Here is a 14,758-nt window from a genome sequence, read left to right as displayed (position 1 = left end):
AATCAGAGATAATTAGCGCGCACAACCTTCACAACATCACCTAACCAAATATCCCGATTTTCATCCATCAGGAAATGGCCAGTATTATGTTCAATCACATTAATAGACGCATGACTCATCGTCGCCCAAGAATCAATATAATTACGGGGTATCACTGGATCTAAATTCCCATAACTAATATAAATTGGCGCATTTAGAATTCTGGGTTGTGCTGGTTGAAAATTGTCACTAGCACACAAATCACGCCTTATTGTATCGGCAAAAATAGAGAAGTATTCATCATCCGAAAATCCAGCATTACTTCTGTCACTGAGACTCGTTAAAGCATCAACCAATGCTTTATCAGATATATTTTCCCAGTCGATAATCTCTTTGCATACATAGGGTGCTCGTTGGCTTGCAATAAAAACGCCATCAACAACTATGCCCTGTTTTTCGAAACGATTAGCCAGTTCGTACGCCAACAGTGCGCCATAACTCACGCCACACACATAAAGTTTTTCAGCTGAAACTGGCCCGATCCTCGCATAAATATCATCAATAACAGATTCGACGCTGTTCATTGCCCGCTCAGGAAAACGCTCTTCCCGGCCCGCAATAACCGGGGCATAAACATTAGCGTATTTCCCAACCTCACTCCCCCAGCGATGATAGCGACCTGTACCACCTCCAGCATGCGGAAAGCAGATTAGATTATGCCGATTTTCAGGCGAGTAATGGCACTCACGAATAAACTGAGTTTTCATAATTATCATCTACTTACTTATTAAATAAAGACTCTGGCTTTGACCCTTTCAGTGCCAGTATGAAGGCAATTACCGCAAGACATGCTACTGACCCCATCAAGATATGCGGCGATCCATCATTCACTTCTGCAGCAAACTGCGTCGCAATACTGGCCAAAATCATGCTGATAAACATGCAAAACCCGGCGGCTGTGCCCGCTAATTCACGGTTAGCGCCGATTGCACTGGTCTGTGCAGCAGGTGCCGTTACACCGAAAAAGAAGCAAAACAGCATCGCAGGAATAACAAGCACATAAAGTGAAAGCGGCGCAATCAGTGTGAGAACCAAACCCGCAAAGCTAAATATAGCGCCGAGTAGACTGCCCCATTTCAGGCGCTGTGCCAGCAGAACAGAGTCTGGCAAACGGCCCGACAAAAGATTGCCAGCAATGACGCTGAGTGAGCAAATCAACAGCACAATACTGGATTCCGCTGCAGTAAAGCCAAATGTTGTCGTCAGCACAATGGGTGAGGTAGCCAGTATTATCATAAATGCAGACTGGGACAGTCCAAACTGGAATACATTTCCTGAGAAAATATGATTGCTGATTAATTGTTTATAGGCTTGCAGCAAGCTGAAGTTAGCATTATTTTCGGTAGTATTTCTGACAGTCGGTACCATAAGCACTACGCAAATCAATGCGACACAGGCAAATAAACCGATAAAGGTAAAATTAGATCGCCATCCGTAGTTATCCGTCAATACCCCCCCCAATGGCACGCCAATTAAAGGAGCTGTCATCATTGCAGCAACTAGACGTGACATTATTTTAGCTGCTTTCTCGCCTTGATATAAACGCATAATCATTGCTCGTGCTGCAACGACACCTGCCGCCCCACCCGCTGGTTGAATAACCCTGCCTAATATAACCATTTCGATATTATTCGAAAAATACCCGATAATGCTCCCCACAATCAGCACAAGCATACCAATAATCAGTAGTTTTTTATTTTCAAATCTGTCAGCCATTCTTCCGTAAAAGAGCGAAAAAAATGCAAAGCTCAACATTGAGAGCGAAATTGTCAGATTTGCTACTCCTGGAGTGGACGATAAATCTTTAATGATATTAGGCACAGAAGGCAAAAAAATCTGAAATGAAGCTGGCCCTAAAGCAGAAAGTAATACCAGCGTAAAAATGGCCGTTCGTTCTTTGTAACTGCTCATTTGATTCTTCACCATCCCAGGTACAGCCTTAGAATTATCACTCATGAACGCTCCCTATGTTGCTATTACAGTCACTATGTAAATAAGATTCAGCCAATCTTCAGCTTTTGTAAGTTTGATTAGTAAATCTGTATTGATAGACCTTGTCAATCACATGGCATTAACTTTATACCCACCTTTTTAACTTACAAAAAGTAACAAACAGCACAGAACCCATAAAAAATGCGGCCCGCGAAGGAAACGGTTGCATTTTCTTGCTTAAAAATAAGAAAGGATAAATCACTTATTAAAAACCATAATTTGTAGTTAAAAAAGTAAATTATATTGAAAAAAATAGAATTTTTAACCTAAAAAACAAACAAAAGCAGTCATTTGCTCCATAGTGATTTAGCAATTAACACTATGTTACGGCGATCTTATTCAAATAAAATGATTATAAATACATAAATTACAGATTTTATTTGATTGAGAATGTTAGACTTAGATCTAATCCCGCCAAACACATATCTAAAATTGACTATGACAATCGACAAAACAATATTATTAACCATAAAAATTACAATCATTAGTATAAAAAACCAGAGCAGTGATTTGAGTACAGGTTTAGTAATACCGAATGATCTGTAAAGGTGTCTATTAAATGAACTAATATAATTCATATTCTCTAATGATTGCGAGTGGAGGACTTTCGAATTTAGGAACATCAATAATTTGACCGATTTTACGTTAACGCCATAAGTTTTCGGTCAGGTAATTCTGCTGAATTATTTTTTGGTAGCTTGAGAGGGAAGTAAAATATTTATCGGGATTGAGACGCAGCACATTTTTGATCGTTGGCCTATAAGCAGGCCCCTGTAACCATTGTAAAAATTTCGCCAACTCCTTCTCAAGGAGCATTCTCGTTTCACACTTACTGCTCGATCAGGCGGAGATTTAATTTCACCTGCAACGCAGAGTTTGACTCATCGAATCTGTGTACCCAGCTTCAGGCTCCAGAATTGCTCGTTGAATGGCTTAAAATCGTTCTGGGTACGCAGAATGGTACATGATATCCGAAACAGCCATTTCTATTGAGGAGAGCATAATCCAGATCAGGTAATACGGGTAAAATCTCAGCCCCTTGGGGCACCCCGAGTCAAGTAGGCCATTATTGGGGTTGCTGCCGGTGAGGTCAATCGCGCTATAGTGTCAAAAAATAAAAAGGAGCTGCCATGCAAACAAGACCCTATAGAGAAGCCGATCGCCCGTTCTTGCGCACCCTTTATCTGGCCGCGCGCAAGGCGGCGTTCACGTGGCGCGATACCGAAGATTACCGGCTGGAGGATTTCGACCGCTCGACGCTGGGCGAGGATATCTGGGTGGCGGAAGATCAGGGAAAACTGCTGGGGTTCGTCTCGATTTATCGTCAGGATAACTTTATCCACAATCTGTATGTCGATCCTCACTTGCCGCCACGCGGCGTCGGCACGGCCCTGCTGCACGCAGCGGAGCGAACCTTTACCGCGACCGGTTCGCTGAAGTGCCTGGTGAAAAACGAGAAGGCGCTGGCGTTTTACCATAAGCATGGCTGGCAAAAGATAACCACCGGCAACGACGGCGGCGAAGAATACTACCTGCTGCACTCGCCGAAAAAATAGCCTCATCCGCCTTGCGGCAAACCTGAAAAGGCCTGACATCGTCAGGCCTCTGGCACGGCTCAGGCTACCAGCCGCAGGTTACCCTTGCAAAACGATATCCTGCATCGCCGGGATATAACCGTAATCGTACACCTCGCGCACAAAGGAACGGTCGCCTTCCAGCACAATCCGTACCGTGGGCGCCTCCGTTCCGCCGATACGGTAATCCTCGCCGACGGTCGGCACGCTGTCGATAAATGACGTCACCAAACCATTTGGCATCACGCAGTGCGAATACGTCTGGAAAGGCTGTTCCGGCGGGTTACCCAGCACCAGACCCGAGGCGTTCATCGGCGTGTAAGGCCCGGTAAGACTCTCGCTGACGAAACCGTACACCCCATCCGGCCCGGTAAGCCCTTCGGCATAGGTGAATTTATGGCTGATGGTGAACAGGTAATACTTGCCGTCCTGGAACACATAGTGCGGGCGTTCGGTCTGATCGTTGACACCTACCGCCGTAACCAGCGGCGGCAAAATCTCCCACTCTTCACCGCTGTGATCCTTCGCCACCGCCAGGCCGATGCAGCCCACCTGGAAACGTGCGCCCCCCACCTCTTCATGACCCGGCGGCACCAGCCCCAACTCATCCGGGCCAACCACATGCGAACCGCGATCGCCGGCTACGTTGCCTTCGAATACCATATACAGCTTGCCATCCTGCGGATCGATAAACGGGCTTGGGTCACGGAAGTTCCAGTAGGTATTCTGCGCTTCGGTCTGGTAATACACCCCATCGGCCTCGAACAGCGGTTTCACCTCGTTGAAGTCCTGCAGTTGCACGCCGTCATCCGACGTGACAATGCGGCCACGCACTTTGGCAATGGTGGCGCCCGGCGTCACGCAGGTGTAATACAGGTCGATGTCGCCTTCGTTATTCAACAGGATCGGGGTACCGGCCCATTCACGCGTCGTCGGTGAAACCCCTTCCGCCATCACCCGGCCACCGAAGATCCAGTCTTTGCCGGTACGGGAATACCAGTAGCACATGCGCGCACGGCCGTGGCGATCTTCCCAGTCACGCTTGATGTCGTAATTGCCATTGCCGTCAATGTACTGCGGGTCATGCGGATGGCGATCGGCGGTCAGCGTCAAAATCACTGACCAGCCGTTGACGGAGACCACGGTGCCATCCAGGGTGCGCAGCGGCATGGTGTCCCAGATGAATACGCTGTCGCTCATTACCGGAAAATCGGCGCTCACCAATGGTTGCGTGGTGGTCGGATCCTTTTCGTTGACTTTCAGCGCCTCTGCGCGGGTCCAAATGGTCGGTTTGTAATTTACGTTTGTCATAATGATTTCCTCTTGGCAAGTAGGCTCCCCCATGCCGGGAACGACGGCGGCACAGGAGCGGTGAGCGCGGCAAAATGTGACGCGCTGCGGCTGATGAGTGGCCGTGCCGCTATATTGCTAAATCGGTTTGGCTAATGCATGCGGTTAGGTTTGTGTGAGGCTTCAGACAAACCCTAAAGGTAAAAAATAGCGAAATAAGCGGGGTAAGAAAGAAGAGGACAAACGGATTAGCTGCCCTGTGTCTAGGGCCTTTCAGCGCTGCCCAGCGATAATGAGAATGGATTTCATTTGCGTTAAAGATTATCCTCCGATTTATCTCTTACAGGCTATTCAAGGAATGGACATGCAACAACAAACGGATACCCGTTTCCCGGACGCCGCTGCGGCGGACTACGATCGCCGTATTCTGACGCTGGTACCCGGCTATCAGTTCGCCCAGTCGCTGCTGACCGCCACCCTGGCACAGGCGCTACCGTCGCAGGCCCGACTGCTGCTGGCCGGTTGCGGCACCGGCAGCGAACTGATTACGCTGGCGGGCATCGGCCCGCAATGGCTTTTCAGCGCCGTGGAACCTTCCGCCGGTATGCTGGCAGCCGCACGCGCCAAAGCGGAAATGGCCGGCTGCGAACCGCGAGTCACCTTCCACCAGCAACCGTTGGACCAGGCGCCGCAAACGTTGCACGACGCCGCCGTTTGTTCGCTGGTGCTGCACTTTATTGCCGATGACGGCGCCAAGCTGGCCTTCCTGCAACAGTTGGCCGCGCGGTTGTCGCCAGGCGCGCCGCTGCTGCTGTTCGACTATCAGCCGGATGGCCTGCCGGTCAGCCACTATCAGCATTGGCTGCAAAGCGCCGGGCATTCCCTCGACGGCGCACGTGAGGTGATTGAACGCACCCGCAGCAACTGGCATCCGCTGGCAGCGCAACGCGCCCGATTGCTGCTGACGGAAAGCGGTTTTACCTCACCGCAGTTGCTGTGCGACGCGCTGGGTTTCCGGCTGTCATTGCTCTACCGCCGCGCCTGAGACCGGCATGCCACGCAGCGTCAGCCACCAGAACAGCAAAGCGACCAGGCTGACGCCCGCCCCCAGCCAACATACGCCGGGCCAACCCGCCACGGCGTAGACATGGGTGCTGGCAAAGGCACCCAGCCCGCTGCCCACCGCGTAAAACAGCATATAACAGCCCACCAACCGGCTGTGAGCCTGCGGGTGCGCGCTAAAAATCATGCTCTGGTTCAGCACATGAATCGCCTGCCCGGCCAGATCGAGCAGCACAATACCGGCCACCAGCCACGCCAGACCGTAGCCCAGCATGCCGAGCGGCAGCCAGGCCAGCACCAGCAACAGCAGGCAAACACCGCTCGCCACTTGCCCTAACCCGCGATCCGCCAGATGCCCGGCACGCACCGCCGCCAGCGCGCCAACCGCCCCGACCAAACCGAAGGCGCCAATCACCGAATGTGAAAAATTGAACGGCGCCTGGCTGAGCGGCAGCACCAGCGCGCTCCAAAAGATGCTGAACGCGCCAAACATCAGCAGCGCCAGCATGCCGCGAATTTGCAATGTGCGATCGCGCAGCAATAAAGCCAGCATTGAACGCAGCAACGCCGGATAACTGAGCGACGGCGGCGGTGTGCTGGGCGTTGGCAACAGGCGCGACAACACCGGCAGCAGGATCAACGTCACCGCAGCCGAGAAAAAATAGACCGCCCGCCAGCCGCCAATATCCGCCAGTGCGCCGGACAGCGTGCGCGCCAACAACAGGCCCAGCACCACCCCGCCTTGTGCTGCGCCCACCACCCGCCCGCGTTCATGCGGTGCCGCCAGGGTGGCGGCAAAGGCGACCAATCCCTGAGTCATGGCGGTGCCAAGCAACCCCACCAGCAACATACCTGCCAGCAATAGCGCGCTGCTGTCCGCCCAACCCACCACGCACAGCGCGGCCATTAACAACAGTTGCTGTATTGCCAGCAGCCGGTGGCGATTAATCAGATCCCCCAGCGGCACCACCAGCAACAGAGCCAGCGCACAGCCAAGCTGGGTGGCGGTGATCACCATCCCCACCGACGCCAGGCTGATGTTGAAATCATGAGCGATCGCATCCAGCAGCGGCTGGGCGTAATACACGTTAGCCACGCTGAAAGCGCTGGCCCCGGCCAGCAGCAGCACCAGCGAAACGGGCAGCCGACTGAGCGCGCGGCTTTGCGGCGTACAAATCGGATCCAGCGTTTTGTCACTCATCGTTCACCCTTAAAGTGGTTTCATTATTAAACCCAATGAACTTTACGCGCAGAGGTTTTATAATGCAACCAGATATCATGAAGGGAATTGAGCCATGAAACGTAAAAGTCTGGAAGATGCGCAGTGTCCGGTGGCACGTACGCTGGATGTGATCGGCGATTGGTGGTCGCTGCTGATCGTGCGCGACGCCTTTGACGGCGTACGCCGCTTCAGCGAGTTTCAAAAAGGGTTGGGGATGGCGAAGAACATTCTCTCCACCCGCCTGCGCACGCTGGTGGCGCACGGCATTTTGGAAATAGCGCCCGCTTCGGACGGCAGCGCCTATCAGGAATATATTCTCACCGACAAGGGCCGCGCCCTGTTCCCGGTGATCGTCGGCCTGCGCCAGTGGGGGGAAGATCATCTGTTTGCACGGGGCGAGGCGCACTCACATCTGGTGGAAAGCGGCAGCGGCCAACCTATCCCACGCATGACGCCGACCGGCCACGGCGGGCAGACTCTTACGCCGCTGAATACTAGAGTGGTGAAGGTCGGTGATGTATAGTCCGCGTTTTACGGGGAAACCATGCTGACTCAATCATCCATTCGCCTTAACAAATACATTAGCGACAGCGGCATCTGTTCCCGTCGCCATGCCGATCGTCACATCAAACAGGGCAACGTTTTTATCAACGACAGGCTGGCCGCCGTGGGCGCACAGGTATTTTTAGGGGACACAGTGAAGGTCAACGGTCAGCAGATCGCGCCACGTAACGCGGATGATCTGGTGCTTATCGCGCTCAATAAGCCGGTTGGCATCCTCACCAGCATGGGCAAGCACGAGCGGGATAACATCGGCGATTTCGTTAACCACGGCAAACGCACCTTCCCTGTCGGCCGCCTGGATAAAGACTCCCAGGGGCTGATTTTTCTGACCAATCACGGGGAACTGGTCAACAAGATCCTCCGCGCCGGCAATAATCACGAAAAAGAGTATCTGGTCACCGTCAACAAACCGCTGACCGATGCGTTTATTCAGGGTATGAGTGCCGGCGTACCGATGCTGGCTACGGTGACAAAGAAATGCCGGGTGGAGAAAGAAGCTCCGCAGGTGTTTCGCATTACGCTGGTTCAGGGGCTTAACCGCCAGATTCGCCGCATGTGCAAATATTTCGGTTATGAAGTCACCAAACTCGAGCGCGTACGCATCATGAACGTCGATCTCACCGGGCTGGCGCTGGGCGAGTGGCGGGATTTTACCGCTGATGAACGGCTCGAATTATTTAAGCTGATAGAACACTCTTCGTCTGAAGAGCCTTGCCTTGCGGAACAATAGCGCCGAAACGGAGCTATCGCCAGGCAACACCCCGTTGCCCAGCGACATCTCGATACCACAGAGACCTAATTCATCAGCAAATCAGAATGACCATTTGATGTTGGCATTGACCGCATTAACCTGAGTATCAGAACCGTATTGCCCCTGATAACCGACGGCCAGCGTGGTGGATCGCGACAGCTTCACGCTCACCCCGACATCAGCCACCATCAGATTGTCGTCAACCGCCTGCCCCTGGGTGACAAAAGCGTCACTGCCGGCAAATGCCATGCGCGATGACGTGTTTTTATCGCCGTAGGCATGCTGCCAACCCAGAGAGCCGTAAAGACTGACGTTTTTCGGCAGCTCTTTGATACCCCGCACGCCCAATGTCGAATAGAACGTATTCATCGTTTCATTACGGACGCTCAGCGCGGCGGCGCCGCCCTTTTCCTGGAAGTTATCGGTGTGCAGACGGATGTAGCTCAGATTGATAAATGGCTCGACGTTCGCGTCCGGCTGCCCGAAACGGTAGCCCGCTTCGGTGAACGCCAGCAGCGAGTCGGCGTCATAGTCCGCCTTGAGCCGATCCGAGAAATTGCCGAAATTAACGTTGCGCTCATTCTCAAGCCGATGCCAGGTGTAACCCAGCGCACCGCGCAAGGAGAAGGCATCCTGCTGCCCGGCGGCATACAGACCCAGGTGGTAATTGTCGCTGTCGGACTTGGAGCGGCGGCTATCAATATCGTAATCGCCGCGGCTATACCCAAAATATCCCCCAATGCGGACACTGTGGTCGGTGAGTTTACGATCGGCCCCGATCAGGAAACCGCTGGTGTTGCCATCCAGTTTCCCCACATTGTCGTTACCGCTGTTTCTTGTCCAGGAGCCGAAGGTCTGCCCCCATACGCCGTTATTTTCGGCATTGGCCGGCTGAACCAGCGTCATCGCCAGTGGTGGAACGGGCAGCGCATCATTATCAAACGCGCGCAGCATGCGCTGGTTCAGGACATTGAACAGTTGCGTGCTGCCGGCGATCAGGTTTGACTGAATGGAAGGATAGACCTCACCAGACAGTTGATTGAATGCGTCACGGGCTTCCGGCGCGTTCAACAACAGCAAGGAATTGTATAAGGCCAGTGAAGGGCCGCTCTGCGCCAACGTCGACAGGGCGCCGGCGGTATTCCACTGGTTGCCGGTTTGCGCCACCGTTTGGAAAATACCGGGCTTGTTGCCGCCCTCACCTGGATTGCCGCCCTCGCCTGGGTTACCGCCTTCGCCTGGGTTGCCGCCTTCGCCTGGGTTGCCGCCTTCGCCTGGGTTGCCGCCTTCGCCTGGGTTGCCGCCTTCGCCTGGGTTGCCGCCCTCGCCTGGGTTACCGCCTTTTTGCGCAATCGTCAGATCCACGGCATTCGTACTCTGGTTGAGCGCCACGTCCAAAAAGGCAGATTTTGAGATAGCCTCGGCGAACCGGCCGTCAATCCCGCCCTCCGAGGTTAAAATGCGATAGCTTTGTCCTGTCTTATAACTGGTTTGCGGATCCAGCGCAGTAACCTGCACTTTGGCCTGTTCGCTGATGGTGGTTTTACCCGCTACGACCAGTTTGTCGCTGCTGCCGTCGCCGGCGATATCGACGTCGTAGAAAGATTCACCGAGGAAATTCAGATAGCGTTTCAGCGTCAACGTGCCGATATTGCCGTCGCCGGGGGAAATATGGCCGCCGGACTGGATCTCGGTTTGGCCCAGGGTGCCGTTGCCGCCCAAGGTACCGCCGGATTTGATCGACGCTGCGCTGCTGTAACCCAAGCCATTGCTGACGTCAGAACCGGCCGTGGCGTTGAGGATCAAGGTGCCGCCGTTCTCGGCGCTCAGTGTCTGCACGTCGAAAGGGCTGTCTTCTGGCTGCGTATTGATATCGCCGGCGATGATGATTTTGCCGCCCCGCGCGGTCACATTCGCCTTGAGCTGGGTCAGGTCGCCGCTCAGCGTCGTATTCCCGGCGGTATTGATAACATCGCCTTCCCCCATCATCTTGTTGCGGAAGTCGTAGTTGTCGGAAGTATGGTTAAAGTAGACATAGCTGCCGAACAAGCCGCCCCGCAGGTTGACCGCCGTCTGGGCATCGAGGGTGCCCGCGCCACCCGCCGCGCCGAGCGTGGGTTCGGTCAATCCGGTGCCGGTGTCCATATTGCCGCGGCTGCCGATGATCAGCGCGCCTCTGTTCGAGCCGGAGCCGGTATCGCCCAACCGCAGTTCGTTTGCGCCGGCGGAAAACTCGCCGCCGTCAACGACCGACAGCACGCCGTTGCCGTAGTCGCCGACGTTAACGCTGCTCCCGCTGGTAACGCGCGAGCCATTGCCGGCGATGTAGAGTTCGGCGGTTTTACGCGCGCCTGAGACGCCCGCCACCTCGATGCTGCCGACGTTGACCGCACCGCCGTTCAGCACGTCCAGATCGCCGTAGAGCGTGAGCGCGCGGCCGACATGCCACTGCGAATTCGCCCCCGTAACCGTGGCTTTCGGGCTTAGCTTATCGGTCTCGCCGGGCCCGGAACCGTTGCCGATGCGCGCATCGAACGTGGTGTTCAGCACCGCGCCGTCTTCAATCGACAGCGTGGATCGGGCCCCCAGATCGGTGCCGACGCTGAGAAAATTGCTGACGACTCTGGAACCGGCGCCCGTCGCGACAAGATGGCTGTCGTAGCCGCGGCTGGAGCCGACGACGATCTCTTTCGCGCTGGCCAGCGCCCCTTCTTCAACCCGCAATGTGCCCAGCCCCAGATTAATGTTGCCGTGCATGACGGATTGGTCATTGATGGCGTTCAATACCGCGTTCGGCCCTTTGACAGTGACCGAGCTTTCATAAATTTGACCATTGGCGCGGGTGCCGATATTGATGTTATAGGCGTTGACTTCACCATTATCGATCAACAGGTTCCCGCCTTGATTACGACCGACGTAAACATTGCCCGCGTAACTCAAAGGTTCCGTAATACGGGCGTCGCCATCAAAAATAGCATCATCGGCGCGCGCCATATCGGCGGGCCCAATCAATATCAATGGCGCGGAAAAAAGTGCGAGGTAAACTTTGGAAAGCGGTTTTTTTACCGCTAAGTGATGCGATGTTTGATCTTTCATGTTCTATCTCCGGCCCAATTATCTTGATGCCATCAAAGTTATTATTTATATGAAAAACTCAATGCATTAGAGAATGCGTGGCGCGTTATTTGCGAGTACAAATGGCGAGTACAGAGGGATTGTCATCGAGACGCCAGCTTATTGCCCCCCAGCGCTATTGCCCCGATGCCAAAATTATTGGGACTGCAGATCAGTCCTGATTGCCAACTCCGGCTCGCGCCTGGGGCGAATTATTTATGCGTGACGACAGGAGTACAGGTCGGTGCGCTCAGCGAGGGCGCAGAGCCTAAAATACCCGGCATCATCAGCGAGGAGCAGTCGAAGATACGGCCCTTCTCGGTGGTGGCGCGATAAGAAAGTTTTTGCCCGCCCAGGGCATCGGGCTGAGCGCCATTGACATTGGTCACGGTTATTTCATCCGATGATCCCAGGCCCAGCATTTTAGCGGTTTCCGCCTGCAGCAAGGGTATTGCCTGATCGGTTTTCAACGTTGAACAGCCGGCGACCAGTAAAGTAACGGCTAAAGCGATAAGTGGTTTTTTCATAAATTATCCTTTGTAACCAGACAGTTCCAATCGCTGAATGGTTTTATGTTTTACCTTATCCAAATCCCCGAATAATATATTTCCCTTTCTTAAGTTAAAAAACCCTCCTAAAGTAGGGAGGGTTGATAATAACGAGTCATCGGAGCCAATCTGGTACGTTTACACGAAAGGAGATCTCTTTGGAGCAGGATTATGCACTGGTTGTCGATGACCATCCGTTGGTGGCAAGCGGCATCGCCAATTACCTGAATACGCATTGTCGTTTTAAACATGCCTATGTGGTAACCAACGAAACCAATTGTTATCGCCACATTCTGGAAAATGGCGCTCCGCGCTTAATGGTTATCGATTTTTGGTTGTCCGAGGGTACGGCGTTAAAGTTACTCAAAGAGCTAAAAAACCAGTATTCGAAGATTCGTTTTCTGGTAGTCAGCGGCGATGAGAACAATGAAATAGGGCAAAAGGTGCGTGATGCCGGCGGGCACGGTTTTGTGCTTAAAAACGAGCCACCCGAATTATTCGCCGAAGCCGTTTCCACTCTGATGGAAAATCGACAATGGTTCCCTCTGGAACACGGGGAATGTGTCACCAACGCTCACAGTCACCTGCAAAAATTCAATTTAACCCCGCGACAAATAGACGTATTAATCATGATGATGCGCGGTTTCCCCAATAAGCGAATAGCTTCGCAGCTGTCTATTTCCGAACCCACGGTTAAAGAACACATTAGCAACATTCTCAAAAAAATAGGCGTAAACAGTCGGGTGGAAGCCATCACCTTGCTGCATGGCAGGCAGGATCATTCGCAATGAAATTACTTCAATCATTACAAAATGATGAGATATCCCCACTCGCGCAGATCCGCCTGCTGGACAATACCTTCATGCGGTTGGTCTTCAGTTTTACCGCCGTGCCCTTTGTCGGTATTCCTTTCGCCATTTGGCTCTATTTATTGGGGAAGGAACTCACGCCGATTATTGCCTGGATAGGGATATACTTTCTCTGCGCATTGGCCATCAGATTATGGCATCGCCGTTATCGTCGTGACACCCAGAAAAATAACGCCAGTGCAGTGATTAGCCGTTGGCTGCCGCGCATTAATAACGTCGCCTTCGTGCATGGCTTGGGTATTTCATCCTTATATTTAATCACCCCAGAAAAAAACAGCTTCGATTTTTTCCTGTTATTAAACATCAGTATCGCGGCCATCGTCGCCGCCAATGCAACCCATCTGACGCCGGTCATCAGCACCTTTACACGCTTTTTCTTCGCCTCTTGGGGCTTACTGAATTTTGGCATTATCTGGCGACTGGGCGATGTCATGCCGATCGTGTTGATGCTCAATTTGCTTTATGGGTTCGCCATTTACCGGCACGCATTAACCTCGCATGCCTTTTTTATTCAGCAAGCCTTACTCGAAGAGAAAAGCTCGCGCCTTGCGGAACAATTTCGGCAAGCCAAGGAAGAGGCGGAACAAGCCTTGCTGGATAAAAATCAATTCCTGACCACCGCCAGCCATGATTTGCGCCAGCCGGTACACGCGATGGGCTTTCTGATCGAGGCCATCATCCATAAGAATCGTGACGCTACGCTGATCCCTCAGCTGTTGGATCTGCAGCAAAGCGTGCGATCGGTGCATCTTATGTTCAATTCGCTGCTCGATCTCAGCAAGATTGAGTCCGGCAACGTCAGTACTGCGACCACCCATGTGAACATTGGAACGCTACTGGATTCCGTGATCACGCTGTTCCGCGAAGAGGCCAACAGCCGGGCATTATCATTGCGCACATGGCGGCCCAAACGGCGAATTTGCGTGATGGGCGATCAATTGCTCATCCGGCAATCGCTGATCAACCTGATACAAAATGCGCTGCGTTATACGCAAGAAGGCGGCGTATTGATCGCGATCCGCCCGCGGGGCGAAGAATGCCTGATCGAAGTGTGGGACACCGGCGTCGGCATCGCCGATGAAGAGAAAGGTAAAATCTTTTCCCCTTATTATCGCCCCGAACTGGCGTGGAAAATCGACAGCGCCGGCCATGGATTGGGGTTGGCGGTGGTGGCGCGCTGCGCCAAATTGATGAAGGTGAAATACGGCATGCGCTCCATTGAAGGCAAAGGATCGCGTTTCTGGATGCGCTTTCCCCTGTATGCCGGCGAAGAGCATCTGCCGGAAAGCGTTAACACCTACGCCAACACCGGCGCCCCAACCCGCTATGAGTCATTGCGCGGTGCCTGCCTGGTGGTGGACGACGATCCGCTGGTGACATCCGCCTGGTCGAGCCTGATGAGCACCTGGGGCATTACCGTGCGTTGCGCCGCTTCCGCAGAGGAGGCTTTTGCGATTATCGACGAAGGCTTCTCGCCTTTCGCAGTACTGTGCGATCAACGGCTCCGCTCCGGCGAGAGCGGCTTCGATATCTTGAAAGCGCTGTTTGAGCGCCTGCCGGATACCAGCGGCGCCATGGTCAGCGGGGAATTCAACTCGCCGGTTCTGCAAGAGGCCGAGCAGGAGGGTTATCTGGTATTGAGAAAGCCGCTGGAGCCGGCGAAATTGCATGCTTTGTTGAGCCAGTGGGCGAGCAGTTAGCGAACACAGACTGGCCCCGTCGCCAAAAAACGC

The 14,758-nt window shown here is 53.4% G+C and carries 12 protein-coding genes; 6 read left to right on the top strand and 6 right to left on the bottom strand.

What is annotated here, in order from left to right:
* Positions 1–2: 2 nt before the first annotated feature.
* Both QZQ97_RS17070 and QZQ97_RS17065 read right to left on the bottom strand, forming a co-directional pair.
* The gene (locus QZQ97_RS17070) at positions 3–746 is read right to left on the bottom strand and encodes a thioesterase II family protein (RefSeq protein ID WP_311994413.1); all 744 of its coding nucleotides are present in this window, start codon (positions 744–746) and stop codon (positions 3–5) included.
* A gap of 13 nt (positions 747–759) precedes the next feature.
* Entirely contained in the window at positions 760–1,995 is a 1,236-nt protein-coding gene (locus tag QZQ97_RS17065; RefSeq protein ID WP_311994412.1) for an MFS transporter, read from the bottom strand.
* Positions 1,996–3,161: 1,166 nt separating this feature from the next.
* Between QZQ97_RS17065 and QZQ97_RS17060 the strand changes: the two genes are divergently transcribed.
* Entirely contained in the window at positions 3,162–3,587 is a 426-nt protein-coding gene (locus QZQ97_RS17060) for a GNAT family N-acetyltransferase (protein ID WP_062868268.1), read from the top strand.
* A 78-nt stretch (positions 3,588–3,665) separates the two neighbouring features.
* Here the strand turns inward: QZQ97_RS17060 and QZQ97_RS17055 are convergent, their stop codons facing one another.
* On the bottom strand, positions 3,666–4,916 hold the full coding sequence (locus QZQ97_RS17055) for a glycoside hydrolase family 68 protein (protein ID WP_311994411.1): 1,251 nt from the start codon (positions 4,914–4,916) through the stop codon (positions 3,666–3,668).
* Between the two features lie 343 nt (positions 4,917–5,259).
* Between QZQ97_RS17055 and QZQ97_RS17050 the strand changes: the two genes are divergently transcribed.
* Positions 5,260–5,940, top strand: a complete 681-nt coding sequence (locus QZQ97_RS17050) for a class I SAM-dependent methyltransferase (RefSeq protein WP_311994410.1) — start codon at positions 5,260–5,262, stop codon at positions 5,938–5,940.
* Here the strand turns inward: QZQ97_RS17050 and QZQ97_RS17045 are convergent.
* Positions 5,917–7,158, bottom strand: a complete 1,242-nt coding sequence (locus QZQ97_RS17045) for an MFS transporter (protein ID WP_311994409.1) — start codon at positions 7,156–7,158, stop codon at positions 5,917–5,919. The two genes, QZQ97_RS17050 and QZQ97_RS17045, sit on opposite strands and share 24 nt — an antisense overlap.
* 94 nt (positions 7,159–7,252) lie before the next feature.
* On the opposite strand from QZQ97_RS17045, the gene QZQ97_RS17040 reads away from it, so the two are divergent.
* The gene (locus QZQ97_RS17040; protein WP_311994408.1) at positions 7,253–7,702 is read left to right on the top strand and encodes a winged helix-turn-helix transcriptional regulator; all 450 of its coding nucleotides are present in this window, start codon (positions 7,253–7,255) and stop codon (positions 7,700–7,702) included.
* A 21-nt stretch (positions 7,703–7,723) separates the two neighbouring features.
* A complete protein-coding gene (rluF, locus tag QZQ97_RS17035; RefSeq protein WP_311994407.1) occupies positions 7,724–8,473 on the top strand; it encodes a 23S rRNA pseudouridine(2604) synthase RluF in 750 nt (249 codons plus the stop codon).
* Positions 8,474–8,554: 81 nt separating this feature from the next.
* On the opposite strand, the gene QZQ97_RS17030 is transcribed toward rluF, so the two are convergent.
* Together QZQ97_RS17030 and QZQ97_RS17025 are read right to left on the bottom strand one after the other, a co-directional pair.
* Positions 8,555–11,590 (bottom strand): autotransporter outer membrane beta-barrel domain-containing protein, encoded by a 3,036-nt coding sequence (locus tag QZQ97_RS17030; RefSeq protein WP_311994406.1) that lies wholly within the window; start codon positions 11,588–11,590, stop codon positions 8,555–8,557.
* Positions 11,591–11,820: 230 nt separating this feature from the next.
* The gene (locus QZQ97_RS17025) at positions 11,821–12,135 is read right to left on the bottom strand and encodes a hypothetical protein (protein ID WP_004952028.1); all 315 of its coding nucleotides are present in this window, start codon (positions 12,133–12,135) and stop codon (positions 11,821–11,823) included.
* Positions 12,136–12,314: 179 nt separating this feature from the next.
* Between QZQ97_RS17025 and QZQ97_RS17020 the strand changes: the two genes are divergently transcribed.
* Together QZQ97_RS17020 and QZQ97_RS17015 are read left to right on the top strand one after the other, a co-directional pair.
* Positions 12,315–12,947, top strand: coding sequence for a response regulator transcription factor (locus QZQ97_RS17020; RefSeq protein WP_311994405.1), 633 nt, complete (start codon positions 12,315–12,317; stop codon positions 12,945–12,947).
* Entirely contained in the window at positions 12,944–14,725 is a 1,782-nt protein-coding gene (locus QZQ97_RS17015) for a hybrid sensor histidine kinase/response regulator (RefSeq protein WP_311994404.1), read from the top strand. The genes QZQ97_RS17020 and QZQ97_RS17015 overlap by 4 nt, the downstream gene beginning before the upstream one ends.
* Positions 14,726–14,758: the final 33 nt, after the last annotated feature.

Source organism: Serratia sp. root2 (genome assembly GCF_031931805.1).
Classification (GTDB): domain Bacteria; phylum Pseudomonadota; class Gammaproteobacteria; order Enterobacterales; family Enterobacteriaceae; genus Serratia; species Serratia inhibens.
Note: the sequence above shows the minus strand (reverse complement) of the source record. Positions and strands in the feature narration are given on the sequence as shown.

Coding starts and splice junctions, on each gene's coding strand:
- QZQ97_RS17030 (WP_311994406.1), bottom strand. CDS start 11,590: ATGAAAGATCAAACATCGCATCACTTAGCGGTAAAAAAACCGCTTTCC.
- rluF (WP_311994407.1), top strand. CDS start 7,724: ATGCTGACTCAATCATCCATTCGCCTTAACAAATACATTAGCGACAGC.
- QZQ97_RS17050 (WP_311994410.1), top strand. CDS start 5,260: ATGCAACAACAAACGGATACCCGTTTCCCGGACGCCGCTGCGGCGGAC.
- QZQ97_RS17040 (WP_311994408.1), top strand. CDS start 7,253: ATGAAACGTAAAAGTCTGGAAGATGCGCAGTGTCCGGTGGCACGTACG.
- QZQ97_RS17055 (WP_311994411.1), bottom strand. CDS start 4,916: ATGACAAACGTAAATTACAAACCGACCATTTGGACCCGCGCAGAGGCG.
- QZQ97_RS17045 (WP_311994409.1), bottom strand. CDS start 7,158: ATGAGTGACAAAACGCTGGATCCGATTTGTACGCCGCAAAGCCGCGCG.
- QZQ97_RS17070 (WP_311994413.1), bottom strand. CDS start 746: ATGAAAACTCAGTTTATTCGTGAGTGCCATTACTCGCCTGAAAATCGG.
- QZQ97_RS17065 (WP_311994412.1), bottom strand. CDS start 1,995: ATGAGTGATAATTCTAAGGCTGTACCTGGGATGGTGAAGAATCAAATG.
- QZQ97_RS17015 (WP_311994404.1), top strand. CDS start 12,944: ATGAAATTACTTCAATCATTACAAAATGATGAGATATCCCCACTCGCG.
- QZQ97_RS17025 (WP_004952028.1), bottom strand. CDS start 12,135: ATGAAAAAACCACTTATCGCTTTAGCCGTTACTTTACTGGTCGCCGGC.
- QZQ97_RS17060 (WP_062868268.1), top strand. CDS start 3,162: ATGCAAACAAGACCCTATAGAGAAGCCGATCGCCCGTTCTTGCGCACC.